This is a genomic window from Sulfitobacter sabulilitoris, assembly GCF_005887615.1.
In the GTDB taxonomy this organism is placed as follows: domain Bacteria; phylum Pseudomonadota; class Alphaproteobacteria; order Rhodobacterales; family Rhodobacteraceae; genus Sulfitobacter_E; species Sulfitobacter_E sabulilitoris.
Genome location: NZ_VANS01000002.1, coordinates 125,358 through 144,230, shown reverse-complemented (window position 1 = coordinate 144,230; position 18,873 = coordinate 125,358). Strand labels below are relative to the sequence as shown.

Below are 18,873 nucleotides of genomic sequence, written 5' to 3'. Positions count from 1 at the left end.
GATCCCGAAGATCAGCCCTTTTTCAGGACCCGGTTGCCGAGCAATTCCGCGATCTGAACCGCGTTCAATGCAGCGCCCTTGCGGAGGTTGTCGCTGACGCACCAGATGTTCAGGCCGTTGTCGATCGTGCTGTCCTGACGGATGCGACTGATGAAGGTCGCGAAATCGCCGACGCATTCGACCGGGGTGACATAGCCGCCGTCCTCACGCTTGTCGATCACCATCACGCCGGGCGCTTCGCGCAGGATCTCGCGCGCCTCATCCTCGTCCAGATGCTCTTCGAACTCAATGTTGATCGCCTCGGAGTGGCCGACGAACACTGGCACGCGCACGCAGGTCGCCGTGACCTTGATCGCCTTGTCCACGATCTTCTTGGTCTCCGCGACCATCTTCCATTCTTCCTTGGTCGATCCGTCTTCCATGAAGACATCGATATGCGGAATGACGTTGAACGCGATCTGCTTGGTGAATTTCCGGGCCGGCTTGTCATCGACGGGGTTGTAGATCGACTTGGTCTGATCCCACAACTCGTCGATGCCTTCCTTGCCCGCGCCCGACACCGATTGGTAGGTGCTGACCACGACGCGCTTGATCCGGGCGCGGTCGTGCAGCGGCTTCAGCGCCACGACCATCTGCGCGGTCGAACAGTTGGGATTGGCGATGATGTTCTTTTTCGCGTACCCCATGATCGCGTCGGCGTTCACTTCCGGCACGATCAGCGGCACATCCGAATCGTAGCGATAGAGCGACGAGTTGTCGATCACCACGCAGCCCGCCTTGGCGGCCTTGGGCGCGTAGATCTTCGTGGCCTCGGACCCCACGGCGAACAGCGCCATGTCCCAGCCCGTGAAATCGAACGTATCGAGGTCTTTGGTCTTGAGCGTCCTGTCGCCAAAGCTGACCTCGGATCCCATGGATTTGCGCGAGGCAAGCGCCACGATCTCATCCACCGGGAAGTGGCGTTCAGCCAGAATGTTCAGCATTTCGCGGCCCACATTGCCTGTGGCACCGGCTACGACGACGCGGTAACCCATCTGATCTCTCCAATACATATGCGTGTGATGGTGCGCGCGTCTTATACCGCTCCGCGGGCGGGGGAAAGGGGGGCTGTCAGGCCGTGCTGTCGCGGCTGAACAGATAGAACACCAGCCCGATCAGCAACGCGCCGCCAAAGAGCGCGAAGAGCACGGGGTAGGGCGCACCGCCACCGGCCACCACATCGGCATGCACCCGGCCCGACACGAACTGCATAACGCCGACGCCACCGATGCTGAACAGGTTAAGCAGCGTCACCCCCCGCCCGACAAGATGCGGCGGCAGAAAGCCGCGCCCGTGTGCGACCATCATCGGATAGGCCGCACCGAAAAACCCGACCCCCGCCAGCAGCCCGGTCGACAGGACCGGACCCAGTGCGGGCAGAAGGGTCAGCACGCCAAGGCAGGCGATGGTCATCACGCTGCCGCCGACGACGACCCATTTGCGCGAACCGAACACCCGGTCCAGCGGACCATAGGCCAGCGTGCCGAGGATCATCGCCAACCCCATCGCCAGGGTCGCCTGCCCGATCTGCTGTGTGGACAAGTCAAACGTATCTGCAAGGTAGGGCCCGATCCAAAGACCGCGCAGGGCCCCCGCCGGGGCGTAGTTGACGAACATCAGCGGCAGGATCAGCCAGAGCGCAGGCAGGCGCAGCAATTCGCGCAGCGACCCCTGCGCCTCGCCTTCGGGTTTGGGCGGATCGCGCACCAGCACCAGAATTCCCAGGGCGGTCAGTGCCGACAGTCCGGCCAGCCCAAACAGCGATGCGCGCCAGCCCAGCAGATCGGCGGACAGGGCCATCGGATAGGAGGCGATCAGATTGCCGACCGAACCCAGCCCCACCATCAGCGCGGCCAGGGTCGCAAATTGGCGGGCCGGAAACTGCCGCGCAAAGATGTAGTAGGACGCCATCAGCACCGGCGAACATCCAACGCCGATCAGCGCCATCGCAATCGCGATATGGCCAGGCATCGTGGCCAGCGCGAAGACCGACGCGCCGCCCGCGCCCCCCACCAGCAGCAATGCCGCCGCCGTGCGCCGCGGCCCCAGCGTATCCAGCGCCCAGCCCACGGGGATCTGCATGGCCGCAAAGCTCAGGAACCACATGCCGGACGCAAGGGCCAGCGCATCGGGGTCGGCCCCCAGATCGGTCTTGAGCACCGGGGCCAGCACGGCCAGGAACGCGCGAAAGAACTGGCTGAGCACATAGGCCAGCCCAAGGACGAACAAACCGGATGTCATTTCAGGCCATCGCGCCATTTTGACGCCGTGGTGCGCGCCGCCTGCGCCAGCATCACAACATCCAGCCCGACGGCGACGAACCGTGCGCCCGCGTCCAGCGACGCCCGCGTCATCGCGTCATCAGTGGACAGGATCCCCGCCGCCTTGCCGCTGGCGCTGATCCGTTGCAGCGCGTCCATGATGGTGGATTGCACCGTGTCGTGCATCATGTCGCCCAAGTGCCCAAGGCTGGCGGCCAGGTCGGCGGGGCCGATGAACACGCCATCCACGCCCTCGACCTGCAAGATTTCGTCCAGCGCGGCCAGCCCGGCGCGGTTTTCCACCTGGACCAGCAGGCAGATCTGCGCGTCGGCGGTCGGGCCATAGTTCGTCGTCTGCCCAAAGTTGGAGGCCCGCGCCATCGCGTAGCCGACGCCGCGGTCGCCCACCGGCGGAAACCGGCAGGCGCGGACCAGTTCGCGCGCCTGATCCGCGCTTTCGACCATCGGCACGAGCACGGTCTGCGCGCCCGCATCCAGCACCTGCTTGATGATCCACGTCTCGCCGATCGGCACGCGCACGATCGGGTGACTGTCGCTCGCGCTTACCACCTGCAACTGGTCGCGGATCGTCGGCAGATCGTTTGGCGAATGCTCTCCGTCGATCAGCAGCCAGTCGAACCCGGCGGTGCCCATGATCTCGGCGGTGTAGCCATTGGCAAGACCAAGCCAGCAGCCGAACAGGGTCTCGCCCTCGGACAGGGCCTTCTTGAAGGGATTGAGCGGCGCGGGCATGGTCGGATTTCCTTTTTGGGCCGGAGCATTGCCACGGACCCTAGACCCGCCGCGCCATCCATGACCAGAGCATAAAGCGCGCCCGTGGTCCTGCTTGGTCTGAATAGCGGCGGCGACCCGTCGCGCGACACAAGGCGTGTCCAGCACCCGCAGCGGGGCGCGCGGGCGTCACAGCACCTTGATCACATCCTTGTCGATGGCCAGCATATACCCGCGGCGCGCGATGTTCTTGACCAGCAATTCGGACACGATCTGGTTGCCTAAGGTATCGCGCAGACGCTTGATCCGGGTCGCGCCGGCGGCCTCGTCGCAATCGGCCGCACTGCGCCCGGAAATCATGCCTTCGATCTGGCTGCCCGACAGAACGTCGTCATCCATCCGCGCCTCGGCCAGGACGGCCATCGTCTCCATCGCCGCTTCGGTCAGTTTGAACCCGAGATTGTTGAGGTAGACGGTGTTTTCCTCGCGGCTGATCAGCAGGGAGTTGACCTGAATGCCGGCGCGTTCGATCTGGGCCACGCGGCGGTTGAAGCTGACGAGCATGACAAGGAACACCACCGCCGCGATCAGCAGGGCGGCGGCAAAGACAAGCAGCACGAAGATGATGAAACGGTAGCTGGCCAGCGTGTCGGAAAAGGCCGTGCCCGACTGCGCGAGAATTTCCAGAAGCTTGATTTCGGCCTGCGTCGTCAGATCGTCGTTTTCGATGAAAAGCTGTTCGACACGCGCGTTGAAGGCGTTGGCGTCGGGCAGCGCCCAGAACAGCACGACCGCCGCCGCCACCAACGTCAACCCGACCGCCGCCAGCCCGTAGGTGACGAATCGTCCGCCGGTGCGGCGCATATCAGAAGCGGAGGTAGTAGGGCCCTGCACTGTCTTTCCTTTCTGCCAAACCGGACGCGTCGAAGACGGACACGACATTCAACAGCGTCCAGCCCTGCGCCGCAAGGCGTTGCGAGAGGGCGCGGCGTGCCGCCGGTTTGGAGCATTCGCCCGTGATCTGGGCCACACCGTAATGCAGCCGCAGAGGGTTGTCCTGCTTGGCCTTGTAATCGGCATAGCAGTCGGCGGCTTGCGCAGGACCGGCAAGGGCCAGCGCCACCGCGAGGGAGAGCATGAGTGCGATATGTTTCATGCCACCACTGCTGCACCCGTGGGCCGGGATATTCAATATCAAAGCGGGATCATGCCGGTGGTTATCGGATAACAGCGCGGCGTTATTGCTTGGCCCGGCGGGGCGGGGCGATGGTGGCAGGGCAAGGTCGCCCCCCCAAGACACACCCAAACGCATATCGGGCCGGCCATTCCGACAACAGACGAGGACCAGACCCATGCACCGTAGTTTCATCGCTGCCATCGCGGCGCTTTCGATCATCATCACCGGGCTGAGTGCCGCACCGGCCCGGGCCGACAGCAACGACGACCTGTTGCGTGCCCTGGCCGCGATAGCAGGCATCGCGGTCATCGGCACGGCCATCAAGAAGCGCAACGACCGGCGCGAAGAGGCACGCCGCCGCGATCACGTCGGGCGCGGCTATCAATACCAGGACACCTACCGCGCGCCGCCGCCGAAGCTGGAGCCGCGCCCCTTGCCGCGGCGGGCGCAGCGCGATCTTTTGCCTGGCAATTGCCTGCGCAGTTTCGACACCCGCGACGGCCGGATCCGGATGTTTGGCGCGCGGTGCCTGCAACGCAATTATTCCTATACCGACCGTCTGCCGCAGCGGTGCTTTCGCGAGGTCCGAACCCGCGACGGCCGCCGCCGCGGATACGAGGCGCGGTGTCTGCGTGACCGCGGTTACCAATTGGCCCGCCGCTAAGGCGCGGTCAGAACCGGCGCGGCGGGTCCCTGCCGCGCCCAGACTTGGAGGAGGCGTTCGGGCGTCTCCTCCCTTTTTTGTGATTGCAGGAGGCGCTGACGCGCCACGACATGTCCAAAGGCTCCTGAAGGAGGAGCCTTTGTCGGCCTCCGGCGGGGATATTTTTCAAACAAGAGAAGCGAAAAGGGTTGATCCGGGATGTCATGCCGGGGAATGACGGGCGCATGGGACCGGATTATTCGTTTGAGCAGCAGGCGCACCTGCGGGGTTTTGCCCGCGTGGCCGGCGTCGATGAGGTCGGGCGCGGACCGCTGGCCGGGCCGGTGACGGCGGCGGCGGTGGTGCTGAACCCGGCACACATCCCGCCGGGATTGAACGATTCAAAGAAGCTGACGCACCGGATGCGCGCGCGCCTGGCCCAGGAATTGCACGCCTGCGCCGAGGTGTCGATCGGCCATGCCACCGTCGAAGAGATCGAGCAGATCAACATATTGCGCGCCAGTCACCTCGCCATGCGGCGGGCGGTTGCGGGCCTGCGCGTGCCGCCCGATCACCTGTTGATCGACGGGACGATGCTGCCGCGCGATCTGGACCTGTCGGCGCAGCCGGTGGTCGGCGGGGACGGGCGATCCGTATCGATCGCGGCGGCGTCAATCGTGGCCAAAATATGTCGCGATGCCATCATGGTGGATTTGGCGCAACAGCATCCCGGCTATGGCTGGGAAACCAACATGGGTTATGGATCGAAAAGCCACATGGCTGCGCTTCGAAATCTTGGTGTGACCCCACACCATAGACGAACCTTCAAACCTATCCACAATATGTTGTATCAAGAAAAAAACATAAGACCTTGATTCAAAAAAGAAATTGACCGCGAATCGTCTTTGACTCATCTTTGTCCACAACCAACGAGCACAAAAAGTGCCGGGGACAGAGGCAGTTATATGAAGACCAAGACCAAGAGCGCCGCGGCGCTTCCGCTCAACACGATTCTGGCTGGCGATTGCATCGAGGCAATGAACGCCCTCCCCGAGGCGTCGATCGATCTGATCTTTGCCGATCCGCCGTATAACTTGCAGTTGAAGGGCGAGTTGCACCGCCCCGACAACAGCCGCGTGGACGCGGTGGATGACGCCTGGGATCAGTTCGCAAGCTTCAAGGCCTACGACGATTTCACCCGCGCCTGGCTCAAGGCGGCGCGCCGTCTGCTCAAGCCCAATGGGGCGATCTGGGTCATCGGCAGTTATCACAACATTTTCCGCGTCGGCGCGGCGTTGCAGGATCAGGGGTTCTGGATCCTGAACGACGTGGTCTGGCGCAAATCGAACCCGATGCCGAATTTCCGCGGCAAGCGATTCACCAATGCCCACGAGACGATGATCTGGGCGGGCAAGGACGAGACCAGCAAGTACACCTTCAACTACGAAGCGCTGAAGGCGCTGAACGAGGGTATCCAGATGCGCAGCGATTGGGTGCTGCCGATTTGCACCGGGCACGAGCGGTTGAAGGACGAAGCGGGCGACAAGGCGCATCCCACGCAAAAGCCCGAGAGCCTGTTGCACCGTATCCTGGTGGGGTCGACCAATCCCGGCGATGTGATCCTTGATCCATTCTTTGGCACGGGCACCACCGGTGCGGTGGCCAAGATGCTGGGCCGTGATTTCATCGGCATCGAGCGCGAGGCCGCCTATCGCACGGTCGCTGAAAAGCGGATCGCCGCCGTGCGCAAGTTCGATCGCGAGGCGTTGGCGGTAAGCACGTCCAAGCGCGCCGAGCCGCGCGTGCCGTTCGGACAGTTGGTCGAACGCGGTATGCTGCGTCCGGGCGAAGAGCTGTATTCGATGAACAAGCGCTACAAGGCCAAGGTCCGTGCCGATGGCACGCTGATCGGTGGCGAGGTCAAGGGGTCGATCCACCAGGTTGGAGCCGCGTTCGAGAAAGCGCCAAGCTGCAACGGCTGGACCTACTGGTGCTTCAAGCGCGATGGCAAGCATGTGCCCATCGATCTTCTGCGTCAGCAGATCCGCTCTGAAATGGGCAACTGATCCACGTATTTCCGAACACCGCCGGTGCCCCGCTGCCTGAATGCACAGGCACGTCAGTAGGGCGCTCACCTTGGCCCCGCCTGTCTTGGCGGGGCTTTTTTATGGTATCCTAACCGGCATCTTGTGTGCGCTGTTTGCTGACGAGGGCCGATTGAACGATGGCCGGTCCGAATTCGGACTTGTCCACGATGTGCCGCACGCCGGCGGAGTGCGCTTTTTCCCACATGAAGGGCGAAGGCCAGTCGCTGACCATGACGATGGGTATCCGCGCCATGGTGGGATCCTGCGCGAGTTCCATCGCGAAGTTCGCACCCTTGCCATCGGGCAGGTTGTTGTCGAGCAGGATCAGCGACGTCTGGTGACGTTGCAGGTGGCGGCGCGCTTCGGCCAGGGTCGAGGCGACATCGATCCGAACATTGCGAAAGCTTTGCCGCATGATCCGGGTCATGCGCCTCTGGTCAAAGGCACTGTCTTCGACGATCAGGCAGATGCTGTCGTACGAGCGGGTAACGTGCTGATGCATGCGGCGGCTCCCCTCTGTGAGCGGTTGCGCACAGGTATCGCCGGAAAGGATTAAGAAACCGTGCCGAGCCTAGCGCGGCATCGGCAGACGGGACTTGGCATAGGGGGTCCAGTCGGTGATTTCCGGATAATACATCGCGCGCCATTTCCGGACACGCGGGTTCATGATGCGCCGCCACAGCGGCGGCACCATCGCGGCCATCGTCATCACCGGATAGCCATAGGGCAGTTGCGGCGCATCCGTATCGCGATAGGTTTGCAGCACCGGAAAGCGCCGATCGGGTTTGTAGTGGTGATCGGAGTGGCGTTGCAGGTTGATCAGCAGCCAGTTCGACGCGCGGTGCGCCGCGTTCCACGAATGGCGCGGCTGGACGATTTCGTATTTCCCCTCGCCCAGATGTTTGCGCGTCAGGCCGTAGTGTTCGATGTAATTGACCAGTTCAAGCTGCCAGATCGCGACGCCCGCCTGCAGCACGAAAAGCCCCAGGCCCGACCAGCCGCCAAGGATCGCCGCCAGCGCCAGCATCCCGCCCTGCAGCGCCCAATAACGGAAAAACGGATTGGACCGGTCATGCCAGGGCCGCTTTTTCCGGGCCAGCATGTCGCGTTCGGCGCCGAAGGCCGACACCAGCGATTGCCGCAACACACGCGGATAGAAGCGGTGGAACCCTTCGTTATAGCGCGCGGTAACCGGGTCGCGCGCCGTGCCGACATAGCGGTGATGCACCAGCAGGTGCTCGGACCGGAAATGCGAATACAGCACCATCGCCAGCAGGATGTCGGCGCACCACCGCTCAAGCCTGTTCTTTTGGTGCATCAGTTCATGACTGTAGTTGATGCCCACGGTGCCGGTTATGACGCCGACACCTAAAAACAGCATGATGCGTTCCAGCGTGCCAAGATGTGCAGCCTGCGGCACGTACCAGATCAGGCCGAACAGCGTGATGAATTGCAGCGGCGCCCAGATCAGCGTGACCGCGCGATACCAAAACAGGTCGGCCTCAGGAGTGTTCGGATCGGAATTCTCGGTATCCAGCCCGACGACCGCATCCAGGGCCGAGAAGAGATACCACGTCACGACAGGCAACAGGATCACCGTCCAACCGCCCCAGACCGCGCCGACCCAGGCCAGCGGCAACAGCCCCAGCGACAGCCAGAAGGGCAGGGCGCGGACCAGTGTCGCGGGATCCGCCGCGGCGATGAACGATCTTTGGGTGGTCATGATGCAAACCCTTGCAAACGGTGCACAAGACATACCCCACAACACCGGCCCGGACCAAGTGCAACGCGGTGCCCGCGCCGCTTTATCGCACCAGATCGAAGGCTTTGCGCATCACCGTGGGCAAGTCGGACGGACGAAATTCGTCTGGTTCGACGAAATGCCCGCGTTGCGGTCGGGTGCCTTCGGGCAGCGTGGCCACGCGCAGCGACAGGATCAGGTGGAAATGCGTGAAGGTGTGGCGGACCTCGCCCGCGTGCGGCTGCCAGTCGGCGGGATGGGGCGGGGCCTCGGTCTGCGGCCCGGCCTCGGTCCAGTCGGTTCCGGGCCAGCCCAGCATACCACCCAGCAACCCTTTTTCGGGCCGGGTTTCAAGCAGCCATGCACCATCGCTCCGCCGGCCCAGATAGACGATGCCGCGCCGCACGGGTTTGGGCTTTTTCGGCGTCTTTCTGGGCAGGTCCGCGGCGGTTCCCGCAAGGCGGGCCGCGCAGGGATCGCGCCAGGGGCAGATGCCGCAGGCGGGCGACTTGGGTGTGCAGATCGTCGCCCCGAGGTCCATCACGGCCTGTGCGTAATCACCGGGGCGTTCGCTTGGGGTCAGTGCCTCCGCCCTGGCCATCAGGTGCGGTTTGGCCTCTGGCAGGGGCGTGTGGATGTCATGCAGGCGCGCCATGACGCGCTCAACGTTGCCATCGAGCACCGCATGGGGCAGGTCGAACGCGATCGAGGAGATCGCCGCCGCCGTGTAAGGCCCGATGCCCGGAAGCGTCAGAAGCGCGGCATGATCGGCGGGAAAGGCGCCGCCGTGGTCGCGCGCCACAATGCGGGCGCATTTCAGCAGGTTGCGCGCCCGCGCATAGTACCCCAGGCCGGCCCATTCGCCCATCACGTCGGCATCCGCGGCGGCGGCCAGATCGCCCACCGTGGGCCAACGCGCGGTGAAACGGTGGAAGTAGTCGCGCACCGCGGCCACCGTGGTCTGTTGCAGCATCACCTCGGACAGCCAGACGCGGTAGGGATCGGGCGCCACGCCCGCGCGCCGGTCCGCGGGCGGCACCCGCCACGGCATCGCGCGGGCATGCGCGTCGTACCAGTCCAGCAAGGTCTGGGGCAGGTCGGGCGCGGTTTGCTGGTCACGCAATCTTTATGCCTCCGGTCGGTCGGTCGGGCTGGCGAAACGGCCATCAGCCGCTATGCTGCCCGTGGATCAACGGGACCATAATCATGGCAGCGCGACGCGCCAGCACAAAAGGCTTCAAACGCACCTCCAGCCTGCTGACGGGCCGGATCAGGGCAGCCAGCGAAAAGCGCGGCTTTGCCCAGAGCCGCCTGTTGACCCACTGGTCCGAAATCGCCGGCGAAGACACCGCCGCCATCGCACGACCCGTCGAGGTCAGCTATGGCCGGGGCGGAATGGGCGCGACGCTGACCCTGCTGACGACCGGCGCGAACGCGCCGATGCTCGAGATGCAAAAAGAGCAGCTTCGCGCGCGTGTGAATGCGGTTTACGGCTATAATGCCATCGCCCGTGTGCGCATCACCCAGACCGCCGCCACCGGTTTTGCCGAAGGGCAGGTGGACTTTGCCCACCGCAGGCCCGATATGGGGGGCAAGGCACCCGACCCCTTGGTGCAGCAAAAAGCGGCAGAGACCGTGCGCCCGGTGGGCGACGACGGTTTGCGCGATGCGCTGGCACGGTTGGGCGAGAATATCTTGAACAAAGCGAAACGCTGAAAGGAAGATCCTGTTATGTCGCGTATGATCGCAATTCTGGCCGCGCTGGTCGTTGTTGGCTTTGGCGCCTTTTATGTTCTGGGCAGCGGCGGCACGACCACCCCCGCCGACCCGCTGGGCGCCGCCAATGCCCAGACCGCCGAGGCGGATGTCGACACTTCCGTCATTCCCGACATGACGCTGGGCAATGCGGACGCGCCGGTGACGGTGATCGAATACGCCAGCTTCACCTGCCCGCACTGCGCCACATTCCACGCCGGCCCCTACAAGCAGCTCAAGACCGACTACATCGATACGGGCAAGATCAACTTCGTCTATCGCGAAGTCTATTTCGACCGCTACGGCCTGTGGGCGTCGATGATCGCGCGGTGCGCGGGGCCGGACCGGTTCTTTGGCGTGGCCGACCTGATCTACTCCGGTCAGTCGGAATGGTCGCGCGCCGGAGAGCCGGCCGCCATCGTCGAGGAATTGCGCAAGATCGGACGGCTTGCCGGGCTTGATGGCGATACGCTCGAATCCTGCCTGCAGGACGCCGACAAGGCCCGCACGCTGGTCGCGTGGTATCAGGAAAACGCCGAGGCGGACGGGATCGAAAGCACCCCGAGCTTCGTGATCAACGGCACCAAGTATTCCAACATGGCCTATGACGAAATGGCGGCCATCATCGACGCGGCGGCGGAATGATGTCGGCACCTCTGGCCGGACTGAAGGTCGTCGAACTGGCGCGCGTGCTGGCGGGCCCCTGGGCCGGTCAGACGCTGTCGGATCTGGGGTGCGAGGTGATCAAGGTCGAAAGCCCGGCGGGTGATGATACCCGCCAGTGGGGCCCGCCCTTCGTCACCCGTGACGACGACGTGTCGGCCGCCTATTTCCATTCCACCAACCGCGGCAAGAAATCGGTCACCATCGATTTCCGCACGCCCGAGGGGCAGGCGCAGCTCAAGGCGCTGATCGGCGAGGCCGACATCCTGATCGAGAATTTCAAGACCGGGGGCCTCGCGAAATACGGGCTGGACTTTGACAGTCTGCACGCCGAGTTTCCCGAACTGATCTATTGCTCGATCACCGGCTTTGGCCAGACGGGCCCCTATGCGCACCGCGCAGGTTATGATTTCATCATACAGGGCATGTCGGGCCTGATGTCGATCACCGGCGAACCCGATGGCCAGCCGCAGAAATCCGGCGTCGCAATCACGGATATTTTCACCGGGGTTTATGCGTCCACCGCGATTCTGGCCGCGCTGCACCAGCGCCACGCCACGGGCAGGGGGCAGCACATCGACATGGCGTTGCTGGACGTGGCCGTTGCCGTCACCGCCAACCAGGCGATGAACTACCTGACCACTGGCAAAGCGCCTCGGCGTATGGGCAACGGGCATGTGAACCTGACGCCCTACCAGGCGTTCGACACGAGCGACGGGCATATCATCATCGCGACGGGCAACGACGGGCAATACCAGCGCCTGTGCAAATTGCTCGGATTGGACGAGATGGCGACCGCGCCGGAATTCCTGAAGAACGCCGACCGGCTGGCCAACCGGGCCGAGATGATCCGCCGCCTCAACGATGCGACCCGCCAGCGTACCCGCGACGATCTGCTGGCCGCCTGCGAGTCCGAAGGGGTGCCCGCGGGGCCGATCAACGATCTTTCGGACGTGATGGCCGATCCGCAGGTCAAGGCGCGCAAGATGCAGATTGAACTGGGCGGCGTTCCGGGCATCCGCGCGCCCTTCACCTTTTCGGACGCGGAGCTTGCATTGCATCGCCCCTCGCCGAAACTGGGCGAGGACAACTGACACCCGTCGCCGTTTTCTTTCAAAGAAAACCGACGGTGATTTTCGAAAATTCCGTGCGCTTACGGGACAGGCAGCGCATCGAGCGCCGCGTAAAGCGCGTTGCCGTCGGGCAGGCAGAGCCGCACCGGCAGGGTGATGACCTTGGACCGGAACGCGGCGGGCAGACGCACGGCATCCTTTTCGGTGGTGACCAGTTGCGCCCCGCGCAGGCGCGCATCCGCTTCCAGCCGGGTCATCAGGGTCTGCGACAGCGGCTGATGATCGCTCAGTGCCTCGGCGTGGATCACCTCCGCGCCCAGCCCCCTCAGCGTGGCAAAGAACTTCGCCGGATGGCCGATCCCGGCAAAGGCAAGCGCGCGCGTGTCGGACCAGTCCATGCCGGTCTGCAACGGTGCCAGTTCGGCCCGGACATGCGGCAACGCGTCGGGCAGCGGCGTCTCGTCGAACCGCGCCTGCGCCGCCGCATCGCCGATCGACAGCAGCAGGTCGGCGCGCGTCAGCCCCGCCTCAACCGGTTCGCGCAGCGGCCCGGCCGGCAGGCACAATCCGTTGCCAAAGCCACGCGCGGCATCGACCACCACGATGGACAGATCATAATGCAGCGCGGGGTTTTGAAACCCGTCATCCAGCACGATCACGTTGGCCCCGGCCTGCGCCGCCGCGCGCGCGCCCGCGGCACGATCCTCGGCGACCCAAACCTCGGCAAAGGCTGCCAGAAGCAGCGGCTCATCGCCCACCTGCGCCGCGCTGTGCCGGCCGGGGATCACGCGCACCGGACCCTTCAGCGTACCGCCGTAGCCACGACTGACCACATGCGGCGTGTGATACCGCCCGCGCAAATGCTCCAGCACCGCAATCACCGTCGGGGTCTTGCCGGTGCCGCCGGCATTGATGTTTCCCACGCAGACCACCGGCACATCGAGCCGCGCGCGTGCGCCCCGTGCCAGCCTGCGGGCCGTCGCAGCGGCATAAAGCGCGCCCAAAGGCTGCAACAGTCGCGCGCGCAGGGCAGGCTGATCGGGTGCCGTGTTCCAGAAGTCAGGCGCGCGCATCCAGCCCCTCCTGCACCAGGTCGATGACGGTATCGGTCAGAGCGGCGCCCTGGCTGATCACGTCCCAACCCGCATGCGCCATCGTGGCCGCCTGATCGGGCGCGATCAGGCGCGTGACCGCAGTGCCGAGCGCATGCGAATCGTTCACGATCCGCGCCGCACCGGCCTGTGCAAGCCGCGTGTAGAATGGCATGTAGCGGCGCACATTGGGGCCATACAGCACCGCAGAGCCGAGCGCTGCCGCTTCGAACGGATCGCACCCGCCGTGGCCCGGACTGAGCGAGCTGCCCAGGAATGCCACCGGCGCCACACGGTAGAACAGACCCAGGTCGCGCGGATCGTCGGCCAGCAGGATCTGCGTGGAATCGTCGGGGTAACTGCCGCTGTCCCAGTTAAGGGTCCGGAACCCCTGCTTGTTGGCCGCGCCCGCGATTTCATCGAGATTGCACCCCGGCGCCGGATGCAGGATCAGCAGCAGCCGGTGCGACAGGCGCAGAGCGGTGCGATGGGCCGACAGAACGGTCGGAACCTCGGCCATCTGAACCGCATTGGCCAGCCACACGGGCCGCCCGGCCAGAGCCGAGGACAGATCGGTCACATCCGCATCGTCGCAGGGCAGCGCCTGCCCGCCCGCCTGCAACGGTGGCGTGACCTGAATGCTCGCGCGGTCCAGCCCCAATTGCTCAAGTCGCCGCGCGGCCGGTGTGGATCGGGCCAGAACCGAGCTGAATTTCGACAGGATGCTGCGCGCGACGTCGGGCAGCCAGCGGTCGCGCCGGCCATCGAACCCGCCGGTGTCGGCGTCGATCAGAACCATGGCACACCCTTGATCCAGTGCCGCCTGAATCAGGTTTGGTCGCAGCCCGCCCCAGGACCAGATCCCCATATCCGGGGCCCAATGGGTGACAAAGGCCTTGGCGCACTCGGGGTGTTCGCTGGGAGCGCGGTCGATGATGATCCGTTTGTCGAGAGCGCTTCGGCGGGTGGTTGCATCGGCCAGATCGGGGTTGGTCAGCGTGATCAGCACGCTCAGGTCATAGCGCGCGGCACACAGGCGCTGGGCCAGATCGTGGATCGCCAGAAGGTTGCCCGGCTCGGGTGCGTGCAGCCACACCATTTCACCGGCGGGGCGCGCGGTGCAGGCCCGGAATTCGGGATCGTCGGCCCGGCGCGTCCACGCGCGATAGGCCGCCAACCCTGGCGAGCGGCCCATCTGCACCTAGCCCAGTTCTTCGGTCGGCGACGCAGGTGTTTCTTCGTCGCGCAGGCGGTGCAGGTGGGCGATGAAATACCGCATATGGGCATTGTCCACGGTGCGCTGCGCCTCGGTTTTCCAGGCGTTGTAAGCCGTGGCGTAGTCCGGAAAGATCCCCACGATATGCAGGTCCGCGACGTTCTTGAACACATTGTCGCTGGGATTGACGAGTTCCCCGCCAAAAACGAGATGCAAGCGTTGGGTCATTTGATCGATCCTTGGGTGATAAAGTGTGCCGTCATGGTCAGAGCGGGCAAGAGTTGAGGCAAAGCGTCGCGTATCTCCGCTCAGGCGTCAAGCGCACCCAATACATCGCCATGCAGCGCGGCGCCACCGGCGATCACGCCATTCAGCGTGGGATGGGGGTTGTTGAACATCAGCGGCCGCCCGGCCTTGTCGGTGCAGGTGCCGCCCGCTTCCGTCACGATCAGCGCCCCCGCGGCGATATCCCATTCCCAGCTGGGCCGGAATGTCAGCATCGCGTCAAAGCGCCCTTCGGCCACCAGCGCCAGTCGGTAGGCCAGCGAGGGACGATGCGCCCGGTCAAAGCCGGGTACGCCGCGTGGCCAGAATTTCGGGTCCATGTTGGGCTTGGTCGCCAGCACCGCCGCGTCATCGAGAGCGGTCACGCCCGATACGGTAATCGGCACACCGTTCAGGAACGCCCCCCGTCCCTGCGCTGCGGTATAAAGGCGGTCGCGCATCGGCAGATACACGGCGGCGGCGGTAATCTGGCCGCGATGGGCAATTCCAATGCTGTGTGCCCAGGTGCGCGACCCTTCGACAAAGCTGCGGGTGCCGTCGATGGGGTCGATGATGAACACGGTCTCGTTCGACAGCCGGGCCTCTGAATCCTCGGTTTCCTCCGACAGCCAGCCATATTCGGGGCGCGCATTGCGCAGCACGCTTTCCAGCAGGCTGTTCACCGCCATATCGGCCTCGGTGACCGGCCCTGCACCCGCCGGTTTGTCCCAGCGTTGCGCGGTCTTGCCGACAAAGCTGGTGGCGACACGGCCCGCCATGCGGATGGCGTCGGTGATCAGGGCAAGGTCATGCGCCTGCAATGGACATTCCCGGCACCAGAAGCGACGGCACGACCCGGCTGAGGTGTGTGCGTGCGTCGTTCGCGGGCACAATGCTGCGCAGCATGTCGCGCAGGTTGCCCGCGATGGTGCATTCGTTCACCGGGTGCATGATCTCGCCATTCTCGACCCAAAGCCCGGCGGCGCCGCGCGAATAATCGCCCGTGTTGGGATTGATCGTGGACCCGATCATCGACGTCACCAAAAGCCCCGTTCCCATATCGCGGATCAGGTCGTCGCGGCTGGCCTCGCCCTGGGTCAGCGCCACGTTCCATGTGGCGGGCGAGGGGCCCGACGACGTGCCGCGCGCGGCGTTGCCCGTCGGGCTCACACCCAGTTGACGCGCAGTCGCCAGATCGACGGTCCAGCCCTGAAGCACGCCGCCGATCACGATATCGCGCGGTCGGGTGGGAAGCCCTTCGGCGTCAAAGGGGCGCGACCCCGAGGCGCGCGTGCGGTGCGGATCTTCGCGCAGCGACAGGGCCGCCGGCAAGATCTCCTGTCCCAATGCATCACGCAGCCAGGATGCGCCGCGCGCCACCGAAGATCCGTTGACCGCGGCCAGAAGGTGCCCGATCAGCGTGGACGACACCCGTTCGTCGAACAGAACCGGATAGGTGCCGGTCCGCGGCTTGCGCGCGCCCATCCGTTCGACGGCGCGCATCGCGGTGCGGGTGCCGATGTCTTCGGGGCTGCGCAGATCGGCGCCGAAGATGCGGCTGTCGCCGTCATAGTCGCGCTCCATCCCGGTGCCGCTGCCCGAAATGGCGACGCAGGACAGCCCGGTGTCGGTGCGCGCGTAGCCGCCGGAAAAGCCGTTCGTTGCCGCCAGATGCACCTGCCGCGCGCTGTATCCGGCGCTGGCGGACTGAACCTGCGTCACGCCGTCGACCGCAAGGGCCGCGGCCTCGGCACGGGCAGCCATCGCGTGCAGGTCCTCGGGGTCCGGTTCCGGCGCGGGGTCACACATCTGCAACGCGTCGCTGTCCCAACCGTCCGCCAATTGCCCAGCGTGCGCCAGACCTGCATGGGGGTCTTCCGGGGCCTCGCGCGCCATCGCGACGGCCCGCTGGGCCATTTCGTCGATGGTGCGTTGCGACAGGTCGGAGGCCGAGACGGTCGCCGTCCGCTGGCCCACGAACACGCGCAGCCCGATGTCCACGCCCTCGGCGCGTTCCGCCTGCTCCAGTGTTGTGCCGCGGACATCGACGGACAGGGAAGTGCCCCGCACGCCCATTGCATCGGCGGCGTCGGCACCGGCGCGCCTGGCCGCCTGCAAAAGCTGTTCGGTAAGGGCCTCAAGGGGCTGCGTCATACATCGGGCTCCGTAAATACTGCACTTCAGGTAGAGCCGCCGAGGTCCGACCGCAAGGGCGCGGGGCAAAAAGGGGTCCACGGCTTTTGCCGGAAAGCCGCACCGGTGCGGACCGGCCCGGCACGTGGCGCTGCGTGGCTCCGACCGGCGAGGGCAGTGCCGCGGCGGCCGGTAGCAGGCCGCGCGTGGTGCGGTGTTTCGACCGGGTTGGCAAAAGCGCCGGGCAGGCAGACCGTCCGGGGCCGCCCGGCGCGGTGAGGCGCGTCCTACCCCCGCAGACGCGCCAACCCGCGCAATACCTGTCGTCGGGGGTTACTGGATGCGCTGACCGTTGGCCAGTACGTGCCCTTCCTCGTTGATCTCGATCGTCGAGGTCACTGTGTCCGGCGCCTCGCCCGGCACGGCGAAAAGCCCCATCATCATCCGCGCGCCCATCGCCTGGTCCTGCGGCAGCAGCCCCATTGCGACCAGCGTGTCGATCAGTGCGTTTGCGCCGCTCAACTTGAAATTCGCGGCCCCTGTCGGCTTGGGCATTCCGCCCGTCGGGCGCGCGTTGTCAAACGTAAAGCCCCCCGCGCCGGTCAGTTCCGCCCCGGCTGCCGTCACCTGCAGCTTGTTGATGTTGAGCACCTCAAGCTCGCCCGGCAGGCCGTCGTCGGCCTGCATCCGGGCGGCATTCGCGGGGTCCAAAAGATCCATCAGGATCTTGGCCTTGCCGGTCAGGTCCAGCGCGATGGTCGCGGGGTCGCGGGGCAGTTGCGCGGCCGGATCGAAGATGCCCCATATCAGCTCGGACAAGGTGAAATCGCCAAGCGTGAAGCCAAAGGCGAAATCCTGCGCCTCTTCGGATTTGCGCAGCGGCGCGGAGATGTTGAAACGGGCATCGGCAACTTCGAACGCGATGGGCAGCGGCGCGGCGGCAGAGGTCAGGTTCACCGCGAGGCCGGTCTGCGCGACGTCATAGGCGATCCCTTCCTGCGACATGGCGATTTGCAGCGATCCGCCCTGCGAGGTCGTCGTGCCCGCAACCGGACCGTCGGGGCTGGTGGCCGCGATGTTGGAATTGCCCGCGCCATAGGTGAAGGTCCCGTCAAAGCGGAAACCGGCGGCCAGCATGGCGGCCATGTCATCGGCCTGAACCACCTGCAACGGTATTTCACCCGCGCCGGTAAAGGCCAGTGCCTCGCTGCCGCCGCTGATCCTGGCCGATCCTTCGCCCTTCGGGTCGGTAAAGGCCATGCCGTATCGCAGGCTTTCAGCGGTCATCGATTGCTCGTAGGCACGCAGGGCGCCAAGCGTCATCTGCGTGCGCCCCGCCACGCCGGACAGGGTCATGTTGGCGGCTGTGTCGTCGGGGTTCATCACCTCGCCGTCGGCGATGATTTCGCGCAGGGCCAGCTCCAGCCTGTCGGCGCTGTAGACATATTGCATGTCGCTGGGCGTGCCCGACGCCGTCATGGCGAAACCCGTCTGACCGTAGTCCATGGTGATCGTGACCGGATCCTCGTTTGGCGGGGTCATGTTGACCACGATCGGCATCCGGTCCGGCAGGGCTATCGACACGGTGCCATCGCCGTTTTCGGTGAACTGCACCGTGCCAAGGTCCATCGCCGCGGTGCCTGCGCCCTCTTCCATCTTCATGTCGATGCGCAGATTGGAGACGGTCAGCGTTTGCCCCTCCATCGCGGTATCGGCGCTCACGTCATAGGCCATACCCGAGATGTAGCTGCGCCAGTCCTCCCAGACGTCCATCGCCGTGACATCGGCGAATGCAGGCTGGGCCAGGGTCAAAAGACCCATCAGGCCGGTGGCATGCGCGGTCGGAATAAGGGGCAGTCGGGCCATCTGGCGTCTCCTTGTCAACGATCTTGCGCGCATCGTCTGCGCTTGCCGCTGCCGGGTCAAGGGCCGGGCGGGCTGGACGCTGCATCCGCGGCGGATTACCACGGAGGGGACGCCCATCCAGGCCTTCAGATC

20 protein-coding genes are annotated in these 18,873 nt (G+C 65.1%); 6 read left to right on the top strand and 14 right to left on the bottom strand.

The features are described from left to right. Positions 1-11: 11 nt before the first annotated feature. The 5 genes from FDT80_RS09065 to FDT80_RS09045 form a co-directional block, all read right to left on the bottom strand. Entirely contained in the window at positions 12-1,034 is a 1,023-nt protein-coding gene (locus FDT80_RS09065; RefSeq protein WP_138661963.1) for an aspartate-semialdehyde dehydrogenase, read from the bottom strand. Between the two features lie 76 nt (positions 1,035-1,110). Then, entirely contained in the window at positions 1,111-2,280 is a 1,170-nt protein-coding gene (locus FDT80_RS09060) for an MFS transporter (protein WP_138661962.1), read from the bottom strand. Continuing rightward, positions 2,277-3,053, bottom strand: coding sequence for an aldolase/citrate lyase family protein (locus FDT80_RS09055; RefSeq protein ID WP_138661961.1), 777 nt, complete (start codon positions 3,051-3,053; stop codon positions 2,277-2,279). The genes FDT80_RS09060 and FDT80_RS09055 overlap by 4 nt, the downstream gene beginning before the upstream one ends. A gap of 168 nt (positions 3,054-3,221) precedes the next feature. Continuing rightward, on the bottom strand, positions 3,222-3,896 hold the full coding sequence (locus FDT80_RS09050; RefSeq protein WP_138661960.1) for a winged helix-turn-helix domain-containing protein: 675 nt from the start codon (positions 3,894-3,896) through the stop codon (positions 3,222-3,224). A gap of 1 nt (position 3,897) precedes the next feature. Further along, positions 3,898-4,188 carry a hypothetical protein gene (locus FDT80_RS09045; RefSeq protein WP_138661959.1) on the bottom strand — a complete coding sequence of 97 codons (291 nt, stop codon included), beginning with the start codon at positions 4,186-4,188 and terminating at the stop codon, positions 3,898-3,900. Between the two features lie 196 nt (positions 4,189-4,384). Here FDT80_RS09045 and FDT80_RS09040 point away from each other — a divergent pair, with 196 nt between their 5' ends. The 3 genes from FDT80_RS09040 (at position 4,385) to FDT80_RS09030 (ending at position 6,918) form a co-directional block, all read left to right on the top strand. Then, positions 4,385-4,873: a hypothetical protein gene (locus FDT80_RS09040; RefSeq protein WP_138661958.1), complete on the top strand. Its 489-nt coding sequence runs from the start codon at positions 4,385-4,387 to the stop codon at positions 4,871-4,873. A 224-nt stretch (positions 4,874-5,097) separates the two neighbouring features. Beyond that, positions 5,098-5,727: a ribonuclease HII gene (locus FDT80_RS09035; RefSeq protein WP_138661957.1), complete on the top strand. Its 630-nt coding sequence runs from the start codon at positions 5,098-5,100 to the stop codon at positions 5,725-5,727. Between the two features lie 90 nt (positions 5,728-5,817). After that, entirely contained in the window at positions 5,818-6,918 is a 1,101-nt protein-coding gene (locus FDT80_RS09030) for a site-specific DNA-methyltransferase (RefSeq protein WP_138661956.1), read from the top strand. 109 nt (positions 6,919-7,027) lie between these two features. Here the strand turns inward: FDT80_RS09030 and FDT80_RS09025 are convergent, their stop codons facing one another. From FDT80_RS09025 to mutY, 3 genes are all read right to left on the bottom strand, one after another. Further along, complete coding sequence (locus FDT80_RS09025; protein WP_138661955.1) at positions 7,028-7,441, bottom strand: response regulator; 414 nt, start codon at positions 7,439-7,441, stop codon at positions 7,028-7,030. A gap of 69 nt (positions 7,442-7,510) precedes the next feature. Further along, entirely contained in the window at positions 7,511-8,662 is a 1,152-nt protein-coding gene (locus tag FDT80_RS09020) for an alkane 1-monooxygenase (protein WP_138661954.1), read from the bottom strand. A gap of 82 nt (positions 8,663-8,744) precedes the next feature. Then, positions 8,745-9,803: an A/G-specific adenine glycosylase gene (gene mutY / locus FDT80_RS09015; RefSeq protein ID WP_138661953.1), complete on the bottom strand. Its 1,059-nt coding sequence runs from the start codon at positions 9,801-9,803 to the stop codon at positions 8,745-8,747. Between the two features lie 83 nt (positions 9,804-9,886). Between mutY and FDT80_RS09010 the strand changes: the two genes are divergently transcribed. The 3 genes from FDT80_RS09010 to FDT80_RS09000 are packed head-to-tail and all read left to right on the top strand — an operon-like array spanning position 9,887 to position 12,192. Then, positions 9,887-10,396, top strand: a complete 510-nt coding sequence (locus FDT80_RS09010) for a DUF721 domain-containing protein (protein WP_138661952.1) — start codon at positions 9,887-9,889, stop codon at positions 10,394-10,396. A 15-nt stretch (positions 10,397-10,411) separates the two neighbouring features. Continuing rightward, positions 10,412-11,080, top strand: a complete 669-nt coding sequence (locus FDT80_RS09005; protein WP_138661951.1) for a DsbA family protein — start codon at positions 10,412-10,414, stop codon at positions 11,078-11,080. Further along, positions 11,080-12,192, top strand: a complete 1,113-nt coding sequence (locus FDT80_RS09000; RefSeq protein ID WP_138662560.1) for a CaiB/BaiF CoA transferase family protein — start codon at positions 11,080-11,082, stop codon at positions 12,190-12,192. The genes FDT80_RS09005 and FDT80_RS09000 overlap by 1 nt, the downstream gene beginning before the upstream one ends. Positions 12,193-12,251: 59 nt before the next feature. Here the strand turns inward: FDT80_RS09000 and lpxK are convergent, their stop codons facing one another. The 6 genes from lpxK to FDT80_RS08970 form a co-directional block, all read right to left on the bottom strand. Beyond that, on the bottom strand, positions 12,252-13,244 hold the full coding sequence (gene lpxK, locus FDT80_RS08995) for a tetraacyldisaccharide 4'-kinase (protein ID WP_138661950.1): 993 nt from the start codon (positions 13,242-13,244) through the stop codon (positions 12,252-12,254). Further along, the gene (locus FDT80_RS08990; protein ID WP_138661949.1) at positions 13,231-14,457 is read right to left on the bottom strand and encodes a 3-deoxy-D-manno-octulosonic acid transferase; all 1,227 of its coding nucleotides are present in this window, start codon (positions 14,455-14,457) and stop codon (positions 13,231-13,233) included. The genes lpxK and FDT80_RS08990 overlap by 14 nt, the downstream gene beginning before the upstream one ends. A 6-nt stretch (positions 14,458-14,463) precedes the next feature. Beyond that, complete coding sequence (locus FDT80_RS08985; RefSeq protein WP_138661948.1) at positions 14,464-14,706, bottom strand: DUF4170 domain-containing protein; 243 nt, start codon at positions 14,704-14,706, stop codon at positions 14,464-14,466. 80 nt (positions 14,707-14,786) lie between these two features. Continuing rightward, positions 14,787-15,563 carry an inositol monophosphatase family protein gene (locus tag FDT80_RS08980; protein WP_170311832.1) on the bottom strand — a complete coding sequence of 259 codons (777 nt, stop codon included), beginning with the start codon at positions 15,561-15,563 and terminating at the stop codon, positions 14,787-14,789. Beyond that, on the bottom strand, positions 15,550-16,896 hold the full coding sequence (locus tag FDT80_RS08975; protein WP_138661947.1) for a TldD/PmbA family protein: 1,347 nt from the start codon (positions 16,894-16,896) through the stop codon (positions 15,550-15,552). Before FDT80_RS08975 ends, FDT80_RS08980 begins: the two co-directional genes overlap by 14 nt. Before the next feature lie 312 nt (positions 16,897-17,208). After that, a complete protein-coding gene (locus FDT80_RS08970) occupies positions 17,209-18,741 on the bottom strand; it encodes a DUF2125 domain-containing protein (protein WP_138661946.1) in 1,533 nt (510 codons plus the stop codon). Positions 18,742-18,873: the final 132 nt, after the last annotated feature.

Coding starts and splice junctions, on each gene's coding strand:
- FDT80_RS09065 (WP_138661963.1), bottom strand. CDS start 1,034: ATGGGTTACCGCGTCGTCGTAGCCGGTGCCACAGGCAATGTGGGCCGC.
- FDT80_RS09060 (WP_138661962.1), bottom strand. CDS start 2,280: ATGACATCCGGTTTGTTCGTCCTTGGGCTGGCCTATGTGCTCAGCCAG.
- FDT80_RS09055 (WP_138661961.1), bottom strand. CDS start 3,053: ATGCCCGCGCCGCTCAATCCCTTCAAGAAGGCCCTGTCCGAGGGCGAG.
- FDT80_RS09050 (WP_138661960.1), bottom strand. CDS start 3,896: ATGCGCCGCACCGGCGGACGATTCGTCACCTACGGGCTGGCGGCGGTC.
- FDT80_RS09045 (WP_138661959.1), bottom strand. CDS start 4,188: ATGAAACATATCGCACTCATGCTCTCCCTCGCGGTGGCGCTGGCCCTT.
- FDT80_RS09040 (WP_138661958.1), top strand. CDS start 4,385: ATGCACCGTAGTTTCATCGCTGCCATCGCGGCGCTTTCGATCATCATC.
- FDT80_RS09035 (WP_138661957.1), top strand. CDS start 5,098: ATGGGACCGGATTATTCGTTTGAGCAGCAGGCGCACCTGCGGGGTTTT.
- FDT80_RS09030 (WP_138661956.1), top strand. CDS start 5,818: ATGAAGACCAAGACCAAGAGCGCCGCGGCGCTTCCGCTCAACACGATT.
- FDT80_RS09025 (WP_138661955.1), bottom strand. CDS start 7,441: ATGCATCAGCACGTTACCCGCTCGTACGACAGCATCTGCCTGATCGTC.
- FDT80_RS09020 (WP_138661954.1), bottom strand. CDS start 8,662: ATGACCACCCAAAGATCGTTCATCGCCGCGGCGGATCCCGCGACACTG.
- FDT80_RS09010 (WP_138661952.1), top strand. CDS start 9,887: ATGGCAGCGCGACGCGCCAGCACAAAAGGCTTCAAACGCACCTCCAGC.
- FDT80_RS09005 (WP_138661951.1), top strand. CDS start 10,412: ATGTCGCGTATGATCGCAATTCTGGCCGCGCTGGTCGTTGTTGGCTTT.
- FDT80_RS09000 (WP_138662560.1), top strand. CDS start 11,080: ATGTCGGCACCTCTGGCCGGACTGAAGGTCGTCGAACTGGCGCGCGTG.
- lpxK (WP_138661950.1), bottom strand. CDS start 13,244: ATGCGCGCGCCTGACTTCTGGAACACGGCACCCGATCAGCCTGCCCTG.
- FDT80_RS08990 (WP_138661949.1), bottom strand. CDS start 14,457: ATGGGCCGCTCGCCAGGGTTGGCGGCCTATCGCGCGTGGACGCGCCGG.
- FDT80_RS08985 (WP_138661948.1), bottom strand. CDS start 14,706: ATGACCCAACGCTTGCATCTCGTTTTTGGCGGGGAACTCGTCAATCCC.
- FDT80_RS08975 (WP_138661947.1), bottom strand. CDS start 16,896: ATGACGCAGCCCCTTGAGGCCCTTACCGAACAGCTTTTGCAGGCGGCC.
- FDT80_RS08970 (WP_138661946.1), bottom strand. CDS start 18,741: ATGGCCCGACTGCCCCTTATTCCGACCGCGCATGCCACCGGCCTGATG.